A 22,836-nucleotide genomic window follows, 5' to 3' on the forward strand; every position below is an offset into this window, starting at 1 on the left:
CATATAATTTACAAAATAGAATATAAAAAATAAAGCATAAGAAATATAATGTAAATAGAATATAATCTAAAATCAATAAAAAGATGTTAAAATTTAAACAAAATAATAGTATAATTATTGACATTATAAGACAAAATAAGTTGAAAAAAATAGTATAGGATATAATAATCAGCATAGAATATAAAAAAATAATTAAGAAAATTCAGAAAAAATAAAATAAAAATGATTGACAAAGAGAATAATATTTGTATATAATAATATGTAATATTAAAGACTGAGAAGAAGAGGAGTAAGTAAATACTACTAAAAGAGAGGAAAATTCACTGGCTGTAAGATTTTCTAAGTACAAGGTTTACTGAACGTAGCTTTGGAGTTTCTAAACTGAACTGTTAGTAAGTTTAGACGGTTAGAACCGTTAAATTCTTTGAGAGTCAAAGTTGATAAAATAACATTAACAAATAATTTAACTATATGTTAATGTATTTTTAAGCTTTGGAATTAAGGTGGTAACGCGAGCTTTTCGTCCTTTTTAAAGAGGATGAAGGGCTCTTTTTTATTTCTAGATATATTTTAAAAAATTTATTTATAAAAATACAGGAGGCAAGACAATGGAAAATACGAACTTATCAAAAACTTATAATCCCAAAGATTTTGAGGCTAGGTTATATAAAAAATGGATGGATGAAGGGTATTTTAAATCTAAACCAAATCCAGATAAAAAACCATTTACAATAATGATGCCACCACCAAACATAACAGGGCAATTGCACATGGGACATGCTCTTGACCATACACTTCAAGATATACTAATCAGATGGAAGCGTATGGATGGATATGAAGCTTTTTGGCTTCCAGGAACTGACCATGCTTCTATAGCAACTGAAGTTAAAGTTGTTGAAAGAATAAAAAAACAAGAAGGTAAGACAAAATATGAAGTAGGTAGAGAGGAATTTTTAAAGAGAGCTTGGGAATGGAAAGATGAGTTTGGAGGAAAAATATCTAACCAGCTTAAACAATTAGGAGATTCTTGTGATTGGGATAAAGAGAGATTCACTATGGATGAAGGGTGTAATGAGGCAGTTATAGAATTCTTTGTAAGCCTATATGAAAAAGGTCATATATATAGAGGAAATAGAATAATAAACTGGTGTCCAGATTGTAAAACTACTTTATCAGATGCAGAAGTTGAACATGAAGAACATGACGGAAACTTTTATCATATAAAATACCCACTAAAAGATAGTGAGGATTTCTTAGAGATAGCTACAACTAGACCTGAGACAATGATAGGGGATACTGGTATAGCAGTAAATCCAGAGGATGATAGATATAAACACTTAATAGGAAAAACAGCAATACTTCCATTAGTAGGAAGAGAACTTCCAATAGTTGCAGATAGTTATGTTGATTTAGAGTTTGGAACTGGTGCAGTTAAGATGACTCCAGCACATGACCCTAATGATTTTGAAGTAGGATTAAGACATAATCTTGAACAGTTAAATACTATGAATGAAGATGGAACTATGAATGAAGTTTGCGGAAAATATGAAGGTATGGATAGATTTGAGTGTAGAAAAGCTATCTTAGCAGACTTAAAAGAACAGGGTTACCTAATTAAGGTAAAAGAGCATAATCATAATGTAGGAACGTGTTATAGATGCCATACAGTAGTTGAGCCTAGATTATCAGAGCAATGGTTTGTTAAGATGGAAGAACTTGCAAAACCAGCTATAGATATTCTTAAAAATGGAGAACTAGAATTTGTTCCAGAGAAATTTGATAAAACTTATTTACAGTGGCTAGAAAATATAAGAGATTGGTGTATATCAAGACAATTATGGTGGGGTCATCAAATACCAGCTTACTATTGTCAAGAGTGTGGAGAAATAATAGTTGCGAGAAAAATGCCAGATAAATGCTCTAAATGTGGAAGCACTCATTTTAAACAAGATGAAGATGCACTAGATACTTGGTTTAGTTCTGCATTATGGCCTTTTTCTACTCTAGGATGGCCAAATAAGACTGAAGCTTTAGACTACTATTATCCGACAAGTGTACTTGTTACAGGATATGATATAATATTCTTCTGGGTAGTTAGAATGGCATTTGCAGGTATGTTCTGTATGAATGAAAAGCCATTTGAACATGTTTTGGTTCATGGATTAGTAAGAGATTCTCAAGGTAGAAAGATGAGTAAATCATTAGGAAATGGTATCGACCCATTGGAGATAATCGAGCAATATGGAGCTGATGCACTAAGATTTACATTAACAACTGGAAATTCCCCAGGAAATGATATGAGATTCTATATGGAAAGAGTAGAATTTGCTAGAAACTTTGCCAATAAGTTGTGGAATGCATCAAGATTTGTATTTATGAATGTTGATGAAGATATAATTAAAAACATAACTAGAGAAAGTGTTAAAGATAACTTAACTTTAGCAGATAAATGGATAATATCAAGAGCAAATAATATTGTAAAAGAAGCAACTAATAACATGGATAAGTTTGATTTAGGAATAGCACTTCAGAAGATATACGATTTTACTTGGTCAGAATACTGTGACTGGTATATTGAAATGGTTAAACCTAGATTATATGGAGAAGATACAAATGCTAAGTCTGCAGCATTATATACATTAACTTATGTTCTTGAAAAAATATTAAAATTATTACATCCATATATGCCATTTATAACAGAGGAAATATACACTTATCTTCCTACTGTTGAAGGATGTATAATAGTATCTGAATGGCCAAAATACAATGAACAAGATAATATGGCTGAAGAAGAAGAGATGATGAGCTTATTGATGGAAGGTATAAGAAGTATAAGAAATGTGAGAGCAGAAATGAATGTACCACCTTCTAAGAAAGCTAAATTGATAATAATACCAAGTGAAGAAAAAATAGAAGTTATTGAGCTTGGAAAAGATTATTTCATAACTTTAGCATCTGCTTCAAATGTTGAGATAGCAAAAGACAAATCTAATGTACCAGAAGATGCAGTTGGAGTAGTTATTGATGGTGTTGAAATATTTATACCTCTTAATGAGTTAGTTGATTTTGAAAAAGAAATTGAGAGATTATCTAAAGAAAAGAAAAAATTAGAAGGAGAAATAAAGAGAGTTAATGGAAAACTTGCAAATCAAGGTTTCTTAGCAAAAGCTCCTGAAAGTCTAATTGAGGAAGAAAAAGCCAAAAAAGAAAAATTTGAAGAGATGATTAAATCTGTTGAGGAAAGACTAATAAATTTAGAATCAAAAATAAAATAAATATAAGAATGAATAGAAACATACAAAAAGTAGAGAATATCTACTTTTTGTATGTTTTTCTTTCTATATAGATAAATATGATGTTATAATGCTTTACAGATATATTATATTTTTATCTTATTTTATGAATGTATCAATTTTATATTTTAAAATTTATAAGCAATAAAAATTTGATATATTATGATATTTGATATAGGATAATAAATACATGTTACGTTTATTTTCCTATATTTTTTTACATAATATAGCTATAAAAGTATATGAATTTATCATAATTTAAGTTTAAATATTAAAGATAATTACTATAAGTAGTTTAATCGACAATTTAAATTCGTCAAGGAATTTAAATATAAAAGCTAGTAAGTGCATTTTGAAAATTGAAATAAAGTAAACTAAATGATATTTTAGATTTGGAGGTGATATTATGTTTAGGGTAGTTATATGTGATGACGAAAAAATACAAAGAAGTATACTAAAAGAATTTACAGAAAAACTTTTGTCTGAAAGATGTCTAAATTATCAAATACTGGAATTCTCCTGTGGAGAAGACTTAATATCTAAATACCCAGAAAAAATTGACATTATATTTTTAGACATCCAAATGAAAGATATTAATGGAATTGAGGTGGCTAAAAAAATAAGAAAGTTTGATGAAAAAGTAGAAATTATATTTACAACAGCTTTTTCAGAGTATGCCCCCCAAGGTTATGAAGTTCGTGCTTATAGGTATTTAGTAAAACCTATAGAGTATAGTAACTTTTCAATGGGTGTAAATCTTTGTATTGACAACCTTCAAAGAAAGAAGGAGCGTTATATAGTTTTAAATAGTAAAAAAGGATTTAACAGGATACTGATAGATTCTATTTTATACGTTGAAACTGTAAAGAGAGATTTAGTTGTACATACATTAGGTAGAGATTATAAAGCTAATATGAGCATGAAACAAGCAGAAAAATTACTGTGTGAAAATGGATTTTTTAGATGTCACACAAGTTTTATTGTTAATTTAAGAAGAATAGAAGATATTGGGGATAATATGATTACTATTAACGAACAATTTATACCTATAAGTAAGTATAGGCTTAAAGATTTAAAAGTAGCATTAACAAGCTTGTTATGTGATATAATGTATTAATTTTAAAAAGGTAAACGAAAATATTGTAAAAAATATTTAATGTCATCACAGGGCTATTGATTAAAACTGTTTTAATATATAAAAAATTATGTATATTAAGACAGTTTTATTATGTAAAATAGTAGATTATAGATTTTTAATGTTGTTTCATATGTAGAGTAATCGTTATAATAACTTAATTATTAATATATTATAATTGATTTTTATATATATCAAATGTCTCGTCTTTAATACCATGAGCGACATCATTAGGATATATAATGAATATTTATAAAATTTATACATATTTGTTTTATTTATTATAATATCTATTCTAATTAGTTATATCAATATTTAAGGAAATATCGAATAGATATAAAAGTAATTATTTACAATTTGTAAAACTTATAGTAATGAATTTATAAATAGTTTAATTCTATTAAAAGATTTCCTTTTATACAATTTATTTATTGAAATATGATATAATATATAAGGGTGTAGGTATTGTTTTTTAGGACAATACTTATATGAGTTTTTATAGTATACTTGGTATAAGTTTTTTATATATTGACTAAAATTGATGTTCATTCGTTGTTTTTAGTATTTTTTTTGCCTTTTGATTCATACTTTGTAGAATAGTGCATTTTGTAAATTTGCTTATAAGACAAGTTTGTTCAAATTAATGTTCCCATAGCATATAAATAATTATTCCCTTAAATAAAATTAAGATGTATGGTATTTAGATTAAAAAGAATAAGATACAATTGATGGTTAATCATAGATAAATATTAATAAAGCATACAAGGGGATTGTCTAATGAGAAAGATAATCTCCTTTTTACAAATAATTCTAAATTGTGATATAAATCTAAAAATTTTATCATAATATTTAACCATTTAATGATAATAATTGATATAATAAATATAAATTAAATATATAGTGTACTTATTTTAGGTTTTTAGCAAGAAATATAGCATTTAAAGGATAAATTGTGCAACTTAAATCAAAGTTTAAGATGAACTATTAACATAGATATATTAAAAACTTGTGTAATGGAGAATGTATGTGATATGAATAATAAAGTTAAGGTTGCAGTATTAGATACAGGAATAGATAAAAATCATGATTACTTAAAAGATAACTTAGTTGGAGGAATTGCTTTTGAATGTATACATGATTATATCTTTATATCAGATAAATTTGATGATGAAGATGGTCATGGAACTGCTTGTGCATCAATAATAAAGAAGGAGTATGAAGATGTAGAGTTGTTTGTAATAAAAGTTTTAGGAAAAGAGGGTATTACAAATATAAAAGTTCTTGAAGAAGCATTAAGATATCTTTTAGACACTAACATAAGATTAATTAATTTAAGTTTATCAGTAATAGGCGTAGAAAGTGTCAAGGGATTATTTGAAGTTTGCTATGAATTATTTAGAAAAGGAAAAATAATAGTATGTTCACTAGCTAATGACTTTGACTTAAGTTATCCAGCTATGTTTAACAATGTTATAGGAGTGAGGGGATTTACTTTAGATGTAGATGATTCATTTTGGTACAATAAAAAATATGATGTTCAATGTGTTATGGATAGCAATTCGTATATAAGTTGTGATATAAATAATTCCTATAGATTGCCACCAAAATGTAATAGTTATTTGTCAGCAAAGCTTACTGGTAAAATAGCTAAGATATTATCAGAAAAACCAGACACAACAATATCTGATTTAGATGATAAGCTTGAATCATTAGCAACTAGAAATCATTGGAATAGTTGTGATTTTGATGAATATAGTGGAATTCTAAACTTTAAATTGGATTTGTATGACAAAGATAATGCCCTTCTTATGAAAGTCGCTGATGTTGTTAGGGATTGTCTAAATATTGAAGATGATAATGAGAAATTATTTCAATGTAGCCTTTTTAATAAGGAGATAGGTTTAGTTTATGATAATTGTTTTAATCTGTTGAAAAAGCTAGAACATAGATTTGACATAAAGTTTAATTATATGGACATTTCAAAATATGATTTAGTTTCGATATATACACTAACTGGATTAGTGGAAAGGTATAAAAGTAAAAACTTATAAATAAAGATTTGTAACTAAATTTAATGTAGAAGGTATTAAATTATATGTATTCTTTGTCAGTAGATTAAAAGTAAAAAATATACTATAATTAGATAACATAAAAGAAAATGCCAATACAGGGGGAATTAGATAATGAAATATGAAGAAGCATTAGAGTACATATCACAAACTAATAAATTTGGTATAAGATTAGGTCTAGAGAATATCGGAAAATTATTAGAATTATTAGGAAATCCACAAGAAACTTTAAATATAATACATGTAGCTGGAACTAATGGAAAAGGTTCTGTGTGTTCTTTTGTTTCTAATATACTAAGAGAGTGTGGATATAAAGTTGGTTTATATACATCTCCATATTTAGAAACTTTTACTGAGCGTATAAGAGTAAATGGAAAAAATATACCACAAGATGATGTTGCTAGGATAATTGATTTAATAAAAGAAAAAATAGAGATTATGGTGAGAGAAGGCTATACATATCCAACAGAGTTTGAAGTAGTTACTGCAATGGCATTTTATTACTATTCAGAACAAAAGGTAGATTTTGTGGCTTTAGAAGTTGGTTTAGGTGGCAGATATGATGCTACAAATATAATAACAAAATCACTTGTAAGTGTGATAGTATCTATAAGCTTGGATCATACAGGCATACTTGGAGATACAATAGAAAAAATAGCATATGAAAAGGCAGGAATAATAAAGGAAAATGGAGTAGTACTAGTATACGACCAGACTGATGAAGCAAAAGATGTTATAAAATCAGTTTGTGAGGAGAAAAAAGCTAAATATATAGAAGTTAATTTTGATGATTTAAATATAAAAAAATCAGATATAAATTCTCAAATATACGATTGTACTGTAATGAAAGAAATTTATAGAGACCTTGAAATAAAGTTGATAGGTGAACATCAAATAAACAATTCTATATTGGCAATTAGTGTAATAAAATATCTAAAAGATATAAATAAATTAGCAAATATAAGTGAAGAATCTATAAGAAAAGGACTTATAACTACTAAATGGCCAGGAAGAATAGAAAAGATAAAAGAAAATCCAATTTTTATAATAGATGGTGCACATAATGAAGATGGAGCAAAATCTTTAGCAAAAGCACTTAATAAAAATTTTAAAGATAGAAAATTGACATTATTAATAGGTATGTTAGAAGATAAGGACATTGATAGTGTTTTAGAGATATTGTTGCCACATTTTAATAAGGTAATAACAACAACACCAAGTAACCCAAGAGCCATAAATTCAGATACATTAAGAGAAAAAGTATTAAAATATGTGGATGATGTAACATCAAAACATGAGATAGAAGATGCAGTAAATTATACATTAGAAACATCAAGTAAAGATGATGTTATAATAAGTGCAGGTTCATTATATATGATTGGTACAGTAAGAACTTTAGTAAATAAATTATAATTTTATAAAACAAATATATGAATATAAATAAAAGTATAAAAAGAGTTGTCTAAAAAATGGACAACTCTTTTTATATAGTAAGTTTTTAATAATTTTATTGATGTTTGTATAGTAGTAATTATATAGATTGACGGATTGCTTTAGATAACTGGTCTGGGCAAGAAGTACCTTTTCCACCACAGTCAATACCATTTAATTTATCAGCAACTTCAAGAGCATTTTGACCAATTATTAAGCTTCTAAGTCCTGATAAATTACCATTACATCCCCCTATAAATTCAGCATCAACAATCACATTATTTTCATCAACTTCAAAAATCATTTCTCTACAACAGACACCACTTGGATTAAATGTTACTTTCATTAAGAAGACCTCCATTAAATATTATTTCTTTTTTTAACATTTATAATAATACCAAATATATGCGTAATAATGCAACTATAAAGCATAATACAAGCTAATGAAATAATATATTATTGTAGTATATGTATTGTAGAGAGGAGGGGCTATATGAAAATCTATATTTCTAACTATCTATCAAAGAGCATTAGCATAGTTGATTATTCTACACTTGAGCTAGAAAAAGAAATAGTATTAGAAGATAATATATATCCACACCATTTTTGCATAGAAAAAGAAAAAAATTTAATATACATACCTAGTTCAAGTAATGGAATACTCTATGTCTTAGATTTAAGTAATGATAAAATAATCGATACTGTTTCTATAGGAGGAAGTCTTAGTCAAGTTGTACTTAGCGATAATGAATTATTTGTAGCAAATGAAGACTCTAATAGTATATATGTACTAGATAAAAACACATTAAATCCAATAGGAATTATTGGTGTTGATAACATGCCACATGGATTTGACTTTGATAGAGAAAGTAAAAAATTATATGTACCGTGTATAAATTCGATAGTATGTATAGATACAATTAATAAAAATATACAAAAGAAAATAAATATGGACTTTAGAGCATGGCATATAGAACTTGATAAACAAAAGAAAGAAATGTATATATCAACACTTGATGGAAAGCTTATAATAATAGATGAAGTAAGCATGGATATAAAAAAGGTATTATATGAATTCTTATTACCAGTAGAAATAAGATTTAATTATAGTGGCAAAAAAGTTTATGTTGCTGATTTGGGTTATAATAATGTGAGAATTTTAGATTATACAACAAGTAGATACATTGGAAATATTGAGATAAATGGAATTCCTCAGGGATTAGAAATATCTAAAGATGAAAAATTACTATTTGTATCAGATACACAAGAAAATTCAGTGAAAGTTTATGAAACTGCAAATAACAAATTAATAAAAGAAATCAAGGTAGGAAAAGAGCCTACAACTATAGTTTGTTTGTAGGCTTTAATGTATGTCTCTTATAAGTAAGTCGATAACTTCGGCATACATATAAGATGCATTATTTTTCCAGTTATTGCAAATAAGCTTTGCTTGTTTCTCTGATGAAACATTTAGATTTAAATCTATTAAGTTAGACTGATTTTCTATGACTCTAAGGTTGACAATAAATTCATTATCACTTTGTTTTACGAAGCTAGACTTTACTTGAGTATCTGCTAGTAGATTTTCTTTGTTAGAATCTATATACTTGTCTATTTTTTCAGTAACACTAGTAGGTATTCGATTAAAGAAGTATTCTAGACTTTCTACGCCTCTTTGAGTAAGAGCATAATATTCTCTGTCAGAGTCTTTATATGTAGTCAAAAACTTAGATTCCATAAGCTGAGATAAAAGCTGTTGTAATGAAAAATAGTTCATCATTTCAGTCTCTAATACTACTTGAGTTATTTGAGAATTAGTTAAATCCATTTTAATTTTTTCTAATATATATAAAATTAAAAGTTTGTGATACGCTAATTCTTCAGACGAGTTTTCAAACATAAATATCATCCTCCGTCAAACTATTTCTATATATAATATATTAAACTAATTTATACAAAATTAAAAGAACAATTTGTATAGTATTATTAATCTTTAACAATTAATATAAAAACAATTTTATAAATAAATACAGAGAAACAGGGCTGCTAATTAGCAGCCCTGTTGATACCCAGGTGTCAAAATTTACTATTTATTTTCCAGCCATTTGTCTTTCAGCCATTTCAACTAATTTCTTAGTCATATATCCACCAACATATCCATTTTCTCTAGCTGTTAAGTTACCTTTGTCTATGTTTTCATAGTTAGATAAACCCATTTCATTAGCTATTTCTAATTTCATTTGGTTTAAAGCAGCTTTTGCTTCTGGAACTACTGTTCTGTTTGAATTTGACATAGTAAATTTCCTCCTCAAATAATTAGTTTATGATGTCTAACAACACTTTTATTTATGTGATGTTAATACTAATTTCTCCAAAATAAAAATAATATATACAGAAAAATAAAGGTAAAAATGTAAAAAATATAAAAAAATTAAATAAACGAGTATTTTATAGCGTTTAATTGGGTCAATATAGGATTTGTTTTTTTAGCTGTTGTCTTACAAATTAAATATTACAGTACTTTTTTGAGCTAAAAAAAAATAAATTTTAAATATAGAAGAAATTATTTAAAAGGGGGAATTGTATGAAAAGAGAAGTTAAAAGAACTAAAGCTTTGATATATAGTGTTTTATTTTTTTCCTTATTATTAGTATTAATATTTACTTTTGTCTATGGGATAAAATACATATGCTCTAAATCTGATAATTCAAAAATGCCTATATATAAAGTTGATACGAATGAGAAAAAAATAGCTTTAAGTTTTGATGTAGCATGGGGAACTGATAATATGGATGATATTTTAAAAATTTTAGATAAACATAATATAAAAGCTACCTTTTTTCTAGTTGGTAGTTGGGTGGATGATAATGAAGAAATTGTAAAAGCTATAGATGAAAAAGGACATGAAATTGGAAATCATTCGAATACCCATGCCAATTTGAAAGAAATATCAAAAGAAGACATAACAAAAGAAATAGAAACTACATCAGAAAAAATATATAATATAACAGGGAAAAAGACTACTTTATTTAGACCTCCTTTTGGAGATGTAAACAATAAAGCTATGGACATTTGTAGTGATTTAGGTTATAAAGTAATTAAGTGGGATGTAGATTCGATAGACTGGAAGGAGCTTGGTCCAAATCACGTAATTGAAAAAGTAATAAAAGAATCTGAACCTGGCTCAATAGTCTTATTTCATGCTAATATAAACGATGTAGATAACTATTTGGATACTATAATAAGTCGACTAAAAAAAGATGGATACAGTCTAGTAAAAATGTCCGACTTATTGTATAAAGATAATTACATAGTTGATTCCAAAGGAGTGCAGAAACTTAAGAATTAGTAAGTAATAAATGTATATTTTAAGTAAAGTTGTGGTAAATTATATAGTATATGTTAGAAAAGTGTCGATAAAAAGACGGTGTCTATTTTTTGACACTTTTTATGCATGTATGCAATATCAATAATTATAGATTAAATTGATTGAAAAAGTGTCTAATAATTGACTTTTTTTTGATGTCTTTAAAAATTTAGAAGAACTAATAAATTCTGTAAGACAGTATTTCCAAAGGGTATAAGTTTGTTTAAAAGTTGGCATAGAAATTGCTTTGTTAATAAACGATATGTTCTATAGAAATAAACGATATGTTAAGATCTTATAATAGAAAAATAGCATTAACATTATTTGAACAGCTTATAAAAAATTAATATACTTAAGGGGGCGTACTAGTTGAACAAACTATATTCTATTTTATTAAAACAACACGTTGGTGGTCCAGATAAACCAGTAGTAAGTGTTGGAGATGTAGTAAAAAAAGGAACTCTAATTGCAGAACCAACTGGATTAGGGGCAAATATTTATGCCAGTGTTAGTGGAAAAATAAGTGAAATAAATGACCAAGCTATAGTAATTGAAGCTGATGAAGTACAAGAAGATACTTTTGAACCATTAAAAGGAGAAGGTATACTTGACTTAATTAAAGAAGCTGGAATCGTAGGAATGGGTGGAGCAGGATTCCCTACTCATGTAAAATTAAACATAGATTTAAATGGTGGAACAATATTAGCAAATGCAGCTGAATGTGAACCTTTATTAGCTCATAATATAAAAGAAATAGAAGAAAGACCAGAAATAGTTTATCAAGGTATAAAATATGCTATGGAAGTTACTAATGCTGGAAAAGGTATGCTAGCAATAAAAAGCAAACATCCAAAAGCAATAGAAGCTTTCAAAAAAGTAATAAAGCCAGGAGACAACATAGAAGTTGCAGAACTAGTTGATATGTACCCAATGGGAGAAGAGAGAGCAATAGTAAGAGATGTTCTAGGAAAATTACTTGAGCCAATTCAATTACCTTCAGAGGCTAATGCAGTAGTAATAAATGTAGAAACATTAACTAGAATAGTAGAGGCTGTTGAGCAAAAAAGACCAGTTATATCTAAAAATATAACTGTAGTTGGTCAATTAAACAGTGGAAAAGAATCTATAGTATTTGAAGATGTGCCAATTGGAACTACTGTTGGAGAATTAATTGAAAGAGCGGGTGGAATAAAAGGTGAATATGGTGAGATAATCTTAGGAGGACCTTTCACTGGTAAAGCTACTACTTTAGATACTCCAATAACTAAAACTAGTGGTGGTATAATAGTTACTATGCCATTTGTTAATGAAAAGAGAAAAATGGGTCTTTTAGTCTGTGCATGTGGACCTAATGAGGAAAGAATGAGAGACATAGCAACTAAAATGGGTGTTACTGATATAGTATCAGTTCAAAAATGTAAACAAGCTCAAGAAATTAAAGGTGCATTAAAATGCGAAAATCCAGGACACTGTCCAGGACAAGCTCAAAAATGTATAGAATTTAAAAAAGCTGGAGCAGAAGTTATATTAATAGGAAACTGTACTGACTGTAGTAATACAGTAATGGGCTCTGCACCAAAATTAAAATTAGGTGTATATCATATTACTGACCATGTAATGAGAACAGTTAATCACCCATTAATAAGAAGAATAAAAGGTGACGTAAGATTAAAAATAAAATAATAGATTTATATAAGATAAACATCTTTAGAAGTAAAATTTGAAAGTTACTTCTAAAGATGTTTTTTAATGTACTTTGAAGGTAATGTATACTTCATGAAATAACTGGAAAAAATAGACAAAATGTGTTGGATATTATATAATAATAGCAATAGCTATTATAATTAATATTAGACAAAAATAATAATACTCAAATATGTGATTTGTGTTGATATGTATATTATATTAAGTCAACTATCAAATTATAGTAAAAGGTTTTTGTGATATTTTAAGATACTCTATAGTATCTTTTTTAGTATAAAAACTAATTATACAATAATAAAATCACCAAAAACAGGTGATGAAACTCAGCTAATGTCATATGTATTTATTAGTGTCATTGCAATTTGTGGATTAGCGTATCAATGTAAAATAAAAAGAAATTAAACTAGATTAGTATTTATTATTAAGCTTAAAATAAAAAGTCTCAAATTGATTTAGAAATCATTTTGAGACTTTTTTATGTAAGTATAATTTGTTTAAAAATATCTATTTTAATTATGTTCTTAAATTTATGCTTAGATATAGGCACTCATTGATTGTTTGATGAATAGAAAAATGTTTTGAAGGTGAAAATAGTATTGAAAAAATAATAGACTAAGGGTATAATTCATTTGATTTCATTTGTATAAATTTAACTATAAATTTTAAAGTGATTACATAAATTTAGATACTAATTACTTAAGAAATTTTAATAATAATTATTTATTAAATAATTATTATAATATGCTAGAATAAATATATATAAATAAGTTTTGATGATGTACTACTATAAAGGGGGGACTTTATGTTTTCGATACCAGAAGTAAAAAAAGTAGAAGAGGTAATGGATACAAAATTTACAACTATAGACGAAGACACAAGAATTGAAGATGCAATAAAAGAAATGATAAAAAGCAACACAAAAACTCTAATGGTAATAGATTCATCTGGCAAATTAAAAGGAATTATATCCATGACGGATATACATAATCTTTATAAGATGCATAAAAAATATGAAAGCCAACCAGTAAAACTTATAATGAAAAAGGATGTAATATATGTCAGCGAAGGTTTAACCTTAGATGAATGTAGAGATATAATGATATTAAAAAATATAGGGATTCTTCCTGTTCTTAGAGATAGTAAAATTATTGGAGTTCTAAAACAAGAGCATATTAGGGATTATCTATATATGCATTTAGAAGACTATGGATTGACTTTGAAATATATTATAGGTCAAATTAAAGAAGGAATTTGTGCTATAAATAACGAAGGTGTTGTTATCTTGTGGAATAAGTTTATGGAGGAAAGGTATGATATAAAGTCTGAAGACATAGTTGGTCGACCGATGAATGAATTTTTGGAAAATACTATTTCAGAAAAAGTACTAAATAGTAAAGTTGGAATGAGTGACTTGTATTTTACAGATAAAAAAGAAAATATGTATGCATTAGTTCATGCAAATCCTATATTTTATAAAGAAGAATTTATCGGTGTTGTATGTACAGAAGTTGATGTTACAGAAGCTAAGATATTAGCTCTTGAACTTGAAAAAGTAAATGATACATTAAAATATCTAAAGAACGAAGTCAAAAATTTATCTAAAGGTAGTTTTGACAAGATTTTAGGTAAAAGCTATAAATTAGAAAAATCGAAAGCGATTGCAAAACAAGTAGCTAGAACAAATAGTAGTATATTTATCTGGGGTGAAAGTGGTACAGGTAAAGAAGTATTTGCAAGAGCTATTCATGATTATAGTGAGAGAAAAGGTCAATTTATACCTGTTAACTGTAGTGCCATACCAAATGAGTTATTTGAAAGCGAGTTTTTTGGGTATGAATCAGGTGCATTTACTGGAGCAAGTAAAAAAGGTCGAATAGGTATATTTGAACTTGCAAAAGATGGAACTGTATTTTTAGATGAAATTGCTGATTTACCTCTTAGCATGCAGGCTAAATTGCTTAGAGTATTACAAGAAAAAGAAATAAGAAGAGTTGGTGGAGATACTACAATAAAAATAAATCCTAGGATAATATCAGCGACCAATAAAGATTTAGGGAAAATGGTAAAGGCAGAAAAATTTAGAGAAGATTTATACTATAGATTAAATGTTGTGGAGATAAAGATTCCTCCACTTAGAGAGAGAAAAGAGGATATAGGATTATTGGTTCATAGCTTTTTAGAAGAGATATGCAAACAAAATAATAAACCTGTCCTTACAATTAGCAAAGATGTAATAGATATATTTCAAAATTATAGATGGAAAGGCAATATTAGAGAATTAAAAAATACAATTGAAAATATTGTTGTATTGTCCCAAAATTCTAAAATAGATGTGGACGATGTACCAAGTTATATGATGGAGTCTACAAATAATAGTGCTGAAGAAGAAGAGTATCCTTTAGATTTGACTAAGGCAACTCAAAAGATTGAAATAAAGAACATAACGAAGGCACTTAAAATGTCTAATGGGAATAAGGCTAAAGCAGCTAAGATATTAAATATACCAAGAACAACATTGTATTATAAGATAGACCAATACAAGATAGATGTGTCTAAAATATGACACATGACTAAATTTTGACAAAATGATAAACTTTAATTTGAAAGCTAGTAAAACCAATGCTTATAACAACGTTATATATATGGGTATGTTAAAAAAAACAAAAAAGTGTTGATTAATTGACACTTTTTTTGTTTGAGAAAATGTTTACAAATACAAAAAATAACATATTTTAAATAAATATTTATAGAATATTTGGCTAAAAATAGCGATAGATAAAGAATCTATTATAGAAAAAATCTTTTTGTTAATAAGTTGGCATAGGAATTGCTTATAAATATAAAGTGACTTTAAGTGAGAAAAAATAATATTAATCATAAGAAATTACGTAGGTTTTAATTTACTTAATTTCTCAGTTAAGGGGTTTCCTATTGAGGAGTTGAGATTTAAAATAATAAATAAGAAAATAATGTAAGGAGGTATTTTATACTATGTCAATAACTTTAGAAACAGCTCAAGCCCATGCAAATGACCCAGCAGTTTGTTGTTGTAGATTTGAAGCGGGAACAATTATAGCGCCAGAAAACTTAGAAGATCCAGCAATATTTGCAGACTTAGAGGATTCTGGATTATTAACAATACCAGAAAATGGATTAACTATAGGTCAAGTACTAGGAGCTAAGTTAAAAGAAACTTTAGACGCTCTTTCTCCAATGACTACAGATAACGTAGAAGGATACAAAGCAGGAGAGGCTAAAGAAGAAGTAGTAAAAGAAACAGTAGTAGAATCAGCTACAGTATCAGAGGCAGCAGTAGTTCCAGTAAGCACAGGAGTTGTAGGTGAAACAGTTAAAATACACATAGGTGAAGGTAAGAACATAAGCTTAGAGATACCTTTATCAGTAGCTGGTCAAGCAGGAGTTACTGCTCCAGTAGCAAACGTTGCTACTCCAGTGACAAGTGCATCAGAAGAAGTAACTCCAAAAGTTGGAGAAAAGAAACTTTTAAGAAGCTTAACTAAAAAACATTTTAAAATAGATAAAGTTGAATTTGCTGATGAGACTAAAATAGAAGGAACTACTTTATACATCAGAAATGCAGAAGAAATATGTAAAGAAGCTAATGAAACTCAAGAGTTAGTTGTAGATATGAAGTTAGAAATAATAACTCCTGATAAATATGAAACTTACAGTGAAGCTATATTAGATATACAACCAATCGCTACTAAAGAAGAAGGCGAATTAGGTTCAGGTATAACAAGAGTTATAGATGGAGCTGTAATGGTATTAACTGGTACAGATGAAAATGGAGTTCAAATAGGTGAATTCGGTTCTTCAGAGGGTGAGTTAAATACTACTATAATGTGGGGTAGACCAGGTGCTGCTGACAAAGGTGAAATATTCATCAAAGGTCAAGTAACAATAAAAGCAGGAACTAACATGGAAAGACCAGGACCTCTAGCTGCTCACCGTGCATTTGACTATATAACTCAAGAAATAAGAGAAGCATTAAAGAAAGTTGACAACTCTTTAGTAGTTGATGAAGAAGTAATAGAGCAATACAGAAGAGAAGGTAAAAAGAAAGTTGTTGTTATAAAAGAAATAATGGGACAAGGTGCAATGCATGACAACCTAATATTACCAGTTGAGCCAGTTGGTACATTAGGAGCTCAACCAAACGTTGACTTAGGAAACATGCCAGTTGTATTATCTCCACTTGAAGTATTAGATGGTGGTATCCATGCATTAACTTGTATAGGACCTGCATCAAAAGAAATGTCAAGACATTACTGGAGAGAGCCATTAGTAATAAGAGCTATGGAAGACGAAGAAATAGATTTAGTAGGTGTTGTATTTGTTGGTTCTCCACAAGTAAATGCTGAGAAATTCTATGTATCTAAGAGATTAGGTATGTTAGTTGAAGCTATGGAAGTTGATGGAGCTGTAGTAACTACTGAAGGTTTCGGAAACAACCATATAGATTTCGCATCTCACATAGAACAAATAGGTATGAGAGGTATACCAGTAGTTGGTGTAAGTTTCTCAGCTGTTCAAGGTGCTTTAGTTGTTGGTAATAAATACATGACTCACATGGTAGACAACAATAAGTCTAAGCAAGGTATAGAGAATGAAATATTATCTAACAATACTTTAGCTCCAGAAGATGCAGTTAGAATAATGGCTATGCTTAAAAATGCTATAGCAGGTGTAGAAGTTAAAGCTCCTGAAAGAAAATGGAATCCAAATGTTAAATTAAATAACATAGAGGCTATAGAAAAAGTTACAGGAGAAAAAATAGTATTAGAAGAGAATGAGCAATCTCTACCAATGAGTAAGAAAAGAAGAGAAATATACGAAAAAGACGAAAACTAAAATTTAGATAACAACTAAGATTTAGATAATAACATAAATTTAGATCCAAGTTTAAAACAGTATAGAGAGGTAGAATTATAATGGATAGGTTAAAATATATCTCATCAGAGACTTTTTATGAAGGTATTATAGTTGACATCAAAGGTGGTGGAGTGACTATAGACCTAAAAGGTAGACTTGGACAATTTAAAATACCTAATAGAATGCTTATAACTGACTACGAACTTAAGATAGGTCAAGAAGTTGGATTCATGCTAAGCTATCCTGAGGTATTAAGTCCAGAGCCTAATCAAGAGTATGTAGAAAATATTAGGAGAGAAAAAGAAAAACAAGCAGAAATGCAATCAAAACAAGAATAAAAATAATAAATAATCGTTTGAAAATAGAAGGGAGAGGAAATATATGAGCCTTACAACAGTACAAGGACTTCAATCTGAAATATTCGTTCCAATAACACCTCCTCCAGTTTGGACTCCTGTAACTAAAGAATTAAAAGATATGACTATAGCTTTAGCTACAGCAGCTGGTGTTCATTTAAAATCTGACAAGAGATTTAATCTAGCAGGAGATACTACATTTAGAGCTATACCTAATACAGCTACAGTTGATGAAATGATGGTATCACATGGTGGATATGACAATGGAGATGTAAACAAAGATATAAACTGTATGTTCCCTATAGATAGATTACATGAATTAGCTGCAGAAGGATTTATCAAAGGAGTAGCTCCTATGCATTATGCATTCATGGGTGGTGGAGGAAACCAACATGTCTTCACTGAAGAAACTGGTCCTGCTATCGCTGCTAAACTTAAGGAAGAGGGAGTAGACGGTGTAGTTATGACAGCTGGCTGAGGTACTTGCCATAGAACTGCCGTGATCGTGCAGAGAGCAATAGAGGAAGCTGGAATACCTACAATAATAATCGCAGCTCTTCCTCCAGTAGTTAGACAAAACGGAACTCCTAGAGCAGTTGCTCCATTAGTTCCAATGGGTGCTAATGCTGGTGAACCACATAACATAGAAATGCAAACACATATATTAAGAGATACATTAGAGCAATTAGTTGCAATACCATCTGCTGGTAAGATAGTTCCATTACCATACGAATATAAAGCTCACGTTTAAAATGTAATTTATATTTGAAAATATAGAACCCTTCTTCTACACAGTTAGGAGAGGGGTTTTAAGAACAAAGGTGGATATTATGGAAGAAAAAATAATGAGAAGACTTGTTATAAAACCGTTTCATATGAATGAAGTTAATTTCGGTTCAAAAACTTCTATAAAGAAAGATGTACTTACAATAAATTTATCAAGTATAAATGAAATAAAAGAAAGAGAAGAGTTAATAACGGACATAAAAGTAGATATTATAAAACCTGGAGATTATGACAGAGAAATTAATACTATTATGGACATTATACCAATATCAACCAAAGTTTTAGGCAGATTGGGAGAGGGAATTACACATACTTTAACTGGTGTATATGTAATGTTAACTGGTGCAGATGAAGATGGAAATCAAATGCATGAATTTGGTTCTTCAGAAGGTATTTTGAGAGAACAAATGGTATTTGGGAGATATGGAACTCCATCAGTTGAAGATTATATAATTCATGTAGATGTAACTCTAAAGGGAGGCTTACCTTTTGAAAGAACGCTTCCACTTGCAGCATTTAGAGCATGTGATGATTTTATACAAGAAATAAGAACGTCTTTGAAAATGGAAGACGGAAGAAATGCAACTCAAGCTCGTGAATATTTTGACAAAATTCGACCAAATGCAAAAAAGGTTGTCATAGTGAAACAAATAGCAGGTCAAGGTGCTATGTATGACAATCAGTTATTCTCAAAGGAACCTAGTGGATTTGAAGGAGGAAAATCAATTATAGATATGGGAAACGTACCTATGATTATATCTCCTAATGAATACAGAGATGGTGCTCTTAGAGCTATGACTTAAGAGAGGTGGATATTATGGGAATAGGACCTTCAACAAAAGAAACATCTCTTCATCACTTTAGAGACCCACTTTTAGACATAGTTGAAAGTGATAAGGATGTAGATTTACTAGGAGTAATAGTAGTAGGAACTCCAGATGGAAATGAAAATAAAACTTTTGTGGGACAAAGAACGGCCGCTTGGCTGGAAGCGATGAGAGTAGATGGAGCTATAGTTTCATCAGATGGTTGGGGAAACTCACATGTTGACTACGCTAACACATTTGAGGAAATAGGAAAAAGAGATATACCTGTAGTTGGAGTGACGTTTAATGGTACTCAAGCTAAGTTTGTTGTAAGCAATCAATATATGGATACCATAGTTGATATGAACAAATCAAAAGAAGGTATTGAGACAGAAGTAGTTGGAGAAAACAACACAAATGAAATAGATGCTAAAAAAGCTTTGGCATTTTTAAAACTTAAAATGAGAAAACAAGGATAATGATTCTGACATAGACTTAGCAACTAAACTTGGAAGATGGATTGAATCATTTCTACCTGATGGAGTGATTATAACTTTAGATATGGCAGGAAACCAGCAGATTGATTTTATAAATGTTATAGCAGAGTTTGTAAAATCAGATATACCTACAGTAGGTCTTACTATTATGGGAGCAGATGGACTAGTAATTACCAATCCACATTTGGATAAAGCTATCATAATTGATTATAAAAAGACAACAGGCTACATAGAAACAGAAGTAGTTGGAGACAATCACATGGATGAAGCTGATGTAAAAAAATCATTGGCTTTCCTAAAATTAAAAATGCGTAAAGACGCAAAATAAACCTAAGGGGGAATTTGATATGAAATTTAGCAGAAGTATACAAGCTATAGACTCTCATACAGCAGGTGAAGCAACTAGAATAGTTGTAGGTGGAATACCTAACATAAAAGGAAATTCTATGCCTGAAAAGAAAGCATATTTAGAAGAAAATCTAGATTATTTAAGAACTGCTATAATGTTAGAGCCAAGAGGACATAATGATATGTTTGGTTCTGTAATGACTCAACCTTGTTGTCCAGATGCTGACTTTGGAATAATCTTCATGGACGGTGGCGGATACCTTAATATGTGTGGCCATGGTACAATAGGAGCTATGACAGCAGCTATAGAAACAGGTGTAGTTCCAGCAGTAGAGCCTATAACTCATGTAGTTATGGAAGCTCCAGCAGGAATAATAAGAGGAGACGTTACAGTTGTAGATGGAAAAGCTAAAGAAGTATCATTCTTAAACGTACCAGCTTTCTTATATAAAGAAGATGTTGAAGTTGACTTACCAGGTGTTGGAACTGTTAAATTTGACATATCATTTGGTGGAAGCTTCTTTGCTATAATACATGCAAGTCAATTAGGTTTAAAAATAGAACCTCAAAATGCTGGTAAATTAACTGAACTAGCAATGAAACTTAGAGATATAATAAACGAGAAAATAGAAATACAACATCCAACTTTAGCTCACATAAAAACTGTAGACTTAGTTGAAATATATGATGAGCCAACTCATCCAGAAGCTACTTACAAAAATGTAGTTATATTTGGTCAGGGTCAAGTTGATAGATCTCCATGTGGAACTGGAACAAGTGCTAAACTAGCTACTTTACATGCTAAAGGTGAATTAAAAGTGGGAGAAAAATTCGTATATGAAAGTATATTAGGAACTTTATTCAAAGGTGAAATAGTTGAAGAAACTAAAGTTGCAGACTTTAATGCTGTAGTACCTAAAATAACTGGTTCTGCTTATATAACTGGATTTAATCACTTTGTAATAGATGAAGAAGATCCACTTAAACATGGATTTATTCTTAAATAAGTAATAAATAAATTGGGAAATTAAAATAGAATAGTAGTCACTTATCGGCTACTATTCTATAGCTTTTAGGCTATAAGATTCAGAATATATGAAAAAGTGAAAAAATAGGAGGACAGATTATGGTAGCAATCTTAAAGGCATTATACGTAGTATTCGCAGCAATCTTTGCAGTTGTGTTTGGTAAAGACGTAGCTAAGGCAAACAAAGAGGGGAAACTAGAAGAACAAAGTACTCCAAAAGTTGCTGTAACAGGATTTATAACAGACTTCTTTGATACATTAGGAATAGGCTCATTTGCTCCAACAATAGCAATGTCAAAAGCTTTAAAATTAAATATACCAGATAAAAAAATGCCTGGTACATTAAACGTAGCACATACTATTCCAGTTGTTACAGAAGCATTCATATTTACATCAATTATACCAGTTGATGGTGGTACTCTAGTATCTATGGTTGTGGCAGCAGCTGTTGGTTCATACATAGGTGCAGGAATAATAGCTAAGATGGACGAGAGAAAAATACAACTTGTTATGGGTGTAACTCTAGCATTAACAGCAGTATTAATGTTATTAGGTCATCCTTGGATTAACTTATTACCAGGTGGAGGAAATGAATTAGGTCTTACTGATATTAAATTAGTAATAGGTGTAGTAGGAAACTTTATACTAGGAGCTTTAATGACAGCTGGTATAGGTCTATATGCTCCAGGCATGGCAATGGTTTATTTCTTAGGAATGTCTGCAAAAGTTGCATTCCCAATAGTTATGGGTTCTTGTGCATTATTAATGCCAGTTGCAAGTATGAAATTCATAAAAGAAGATGCATATACTAAAAAAGCATCAGTTATAATAGCTATATGTGGTTTAATAGGAGTTTTTGTAGCTGCATATATAGTAAAAACTTTACCAATGGATATATTAAAAGCATTAGTAATAATTGTTATAGCTTACACTTCTGCTACAATGATAATGGCTGCAAATAAAAACAAAAAGGTTGCTTAATTAAAGACTACTTAGTGTTTATTAAGCATTACAGCTAATAACAAAAATTACAAACTGTTTTAAAATATTGAATTAATATTTTAGGGCAGTTTTTATTTATTAAATTATAAAGCAATTAACATGCCAATTATGTAATACATATA

Annotated in this window: 19 protein-coding genes and 1 other annotated feature; of the genes, 16 read left to right on the forward strand and 3 right to left on the reverse strand. The window is 29.0% G+C overall.

What is annotated here, in order from left to right; all coding sequences use genetic code 11:
* The first annotated feature begins 267 nt into the window (after window positions 1-267).
* Window positions 268-531, forward strand: a binding site (T-box leader).
* 77 nt (window positions 532-608) lie between these two features.
* The 4 genes from IR152_RS05665 to IR152_RS05680 all read left to right on the forward strand — a co-directional run bounded on the left by IR152_RS05665 (window position 609) and on the right by IR152_RS05680 (window position 7,910).
* On the forward strand, window positions 609-3,275 hold the full coding sequence (locus IR152_RS05665; protein WP_227450831.1) for a valine--tRNA ligase: 2,667 nt from the start codon (window positions 609-611) through the stop codon (window positions 3,273-3,275).
* A gap of 424 nt (window positions 3,276-3,699) precedes the next feature.
* Complete coding sequence (rgaR, locus tag IR152_RS05670) at window positions 3,700-4,410, forward strand: two-component system response regulator RgaR (protein ID WP_227450832.1); 711 nt, start codon at window positions 3,700-3,702, stop codon at window positions 4,408-4,410.
* 1,049 nt (window positions 4,411-5,459) lie between these two features.
* Window positions 5,460-6,479, forward strand: a complete 1,020-nt coding sequence (locus IR152_RS05675; protein WP_227450833.1) for a S8 family peptidase — start codon at window positions 5,460-5,462, stop codon at window positions 6,477-6,479.
* Between the two features lie 132 nt (window positions 6,480-6,611).
* Window positions 6,612-7,910, forward strand: a complete 1,299-nt coding sequence (locus IR152_RS05680) for a bifunctional folylpolyglutamate synthase/dihydrofolate synthase (RefSeq protein WP_227450834.1) — start codon at window positions 6,612-6,614, stop codon at window positions 7,908-7,910.
* Between the two features lie 118 nt (window positions 7,911-8,028).
* Here IR152_RS05680 and IR152_RS05685 read toward each other — a convergent pair whose 3' ends face one another.
* Window positions 8,029-8,274 (reverse strand): TIGR03905 family TSCPD domain-containing protein, encoded by a 246-nt coding sequence (locus IR152_RS05685; protein WP_009891710.1) that lies wholly within the window; start codon window positions 8,272-8,274, stop codon window positions 8,029-8,031.
* 147 nt (window positions 8,275-8,421) lie between these two features.
* Here IR152_RS05685 and IR152_RS05690 point away from each other — a divergent pair, with 147 nt between their 5' ends.
* A complete protein-coding gene (locus IR152_RS05690) occupies window positions 8,422-9,288 on the forward strand; it encodes a YncE family protein (RefSeq protein ID WP_227450835.1) in 867 nt (288 codons plus the stop codon).
* A 3-nt stretch (window positions 9,289-9,291) separates the two neighbouring features.
* Here the strand turns inward: IR152_RS05690 and IR152_RS05695 are convergent, their stop codons facing one another.
* Window positions 9,292-9,828 carry a DUF4364 family protein gene (locus IR152_RS05695; protein WP_009891708.1) on the reverse strand — a complete coding sequence of 179 codons (537 nt, stop codon included), beginning with the start codon at window positions 9,826-9,828 and terminating at the stop codon, window positions 9,292-9,294.
* Between the two features lie 190 nt (window positions 9,829-10,018).
* On the reverse strand, window positions 10,019-10,222 hold the full coding sequence (locus tag IR152_RS05700) for an alpha/beta-type small acid-soluble spore protein (RefSeq protein WP_227450836.1): 204 nt from the start codon (window positions 10,220-10,222) through the stop codon (window positions 10,019-10,021).
* A gap of 290 nt (window positions 10,223-10,512) precedes the next feature.
* On the opposite strand from IR152_RS05700, the gene IR152_RS05705 reads away from it, so the two are divergent.
* The 11 genes from IR152_RS05705 (at window position 10,513) to IR152_RS05750 (ending at window position 22,693) form a co-directional block, all read left to right on the forward strand.
* On the forward strand, window positions 10,513-11,277 hold the full coding sequence (locus IR152_RS05705; RefSeq protein WP_227450837.1) for a polysaccharide deacetylase family protein: 765 nt from the start codon (window positions 10,513-10,515) through the stop codon (window positions 11,275-11,277).
* A 387-nt stretch (window positions 11,278-11,664) separates the two neighbouring features.
* Complete coding sequence (gene prdC / locus IR152_RS05710) at window positions 11,665-12,978, forward strand: proline reductase-associated electron transfer protein PrdC (protein WP_227450838.1); 1,314 nt, start codon at window positions 11,665-11,667, stop codon at window positions 12,976-12,978.
* An 823-nt stretch (window positions 12,979-13,801) separates the two neighbouring features.
* Window positions 13,802-15,562: a sigma-54 dependent transcriptional regulator PrdR gene (prdR, locus tag IR152_RS05715; RefSeq protein WP_227450839.1), complete on the forward strand. Its 1,761-nt coding sequence runs from the start codon at window positions 13,802-13,804 to the stop codon at window positions 15,560-15,562.
* A 428-nt stretch (window positions 15,563-15,990) separates the two neighbouring features.
* Window positions 15,991-17,871 (forward strand): D-proline reductase (dithiol) proprotein PrdA, encoded by a 1,881-nt coding sequence (gene prdA, locus IR152_RS05720; protein WP_227450840.1) that lies wholly within the window; start codon window positions 15,991-15,993, stop codon window positions 17,869-17,871.
* A gap of 80 nt (window positions 17,872-17,951) precedes the next feature.
* Window positions 17,952-18,230 (forward strand): CBO2463/CBO2479 domain-containing protein, encoded by a 279-nt coding sequence (locus IR152_RS05725; RefSeq protein WP_227450841.1) that lies wholly within the window; start codon window positions 17,952-17,954, stop codon window positions 18,228-18,230.
* Window positions 18,231-18,273: 43 nt separating this feature from the next.
* Window positions 18,274-18,999: a D-proline reductase (dithiol) protein PrdB gene (prdB, locus tag IR152_RS05730; RefSeq protein WP_011861888.1), complete on the forward strand. Its 726-nt coding sequence runs from the start codon at window positions 18,274-18,276 to the stop codon at window positions 18,997-18,999.
* A 79-nt stretch (window positions 19,000-19,078) separates the two neighbouring features.
* Window positions 19,079-19,837, forward strand: a complete 759-nt coding sequence (gene prdD / locus IR152_RS19955; protein WP_077709715.1) for a proline reductase cluster protein PrdD — start codon at window positions 19,079-19,081, stop codon at window positions 19,835-19,837.
* A 14-nt stretch (window positions 19,838-19,851) separates the two neighbouring features.
* Window positions 19,852-20,319 (forward strand): glycine/sarcosine/betaine reductase component B subunit, encoded by a 468-nt coding sequence (locus IR152_RS19960; RefSeq protein WP_255612379.1) that lies wholly within the window; start codon window positions 19,852-19,854, stop codon window positions 20,317-20,319.
* Window positions 20,320-20,383: 64 nt separating this feature from the next.
* On the forward strand, window positions 20,384-20,665 hold the full coding sequence (locus tag IR152_RS05740) for a hypothetical protein (protein ID WP_227450842.1): 282 nt from the start codon (window positions 20,384-20,386) through the stop codon (window positions 20,663-20,665).
* Between the two features lie 19 nt (window positions 20,666-20,684).
* On the forward strand, window positions 20,685-21,692 hold the full coding sequence (locus IR152_RS05745) for a proline racemase (protein ID WP_227450843.1): 1,008 nt from the start codon (window positions 20,685-20,687) through the stop codon (window positions 21,690-21,692).
* Window positions 21,693-21,811: 119 nt separating this feature from the next.
* Window positions 21,812-22,693: a sulfite exporter TauE/SafE family protein gene (locus IR152_RS05750; RefSeq protein ID WP_227450844.1), complete on the forward strand. Its 882-nt coding sequence runs from the start codon at window positions 21,812-21,814 to the stop codon at window positions 22,691-22,693.
* The last annotated feature ends 143 nt before the right edge of the window (window positions 22,694-22,836 follow it).

The organism is Clostridioides sp. ES-S-0108-01 (assembly GCF_020662285.1).
In the GTDB taxonomy this organism is placed as follows: Bacteria; Bacillota; Clostridia; order Peptostreptococcales; family Peptostreptococcaceae; genus Clostridioides.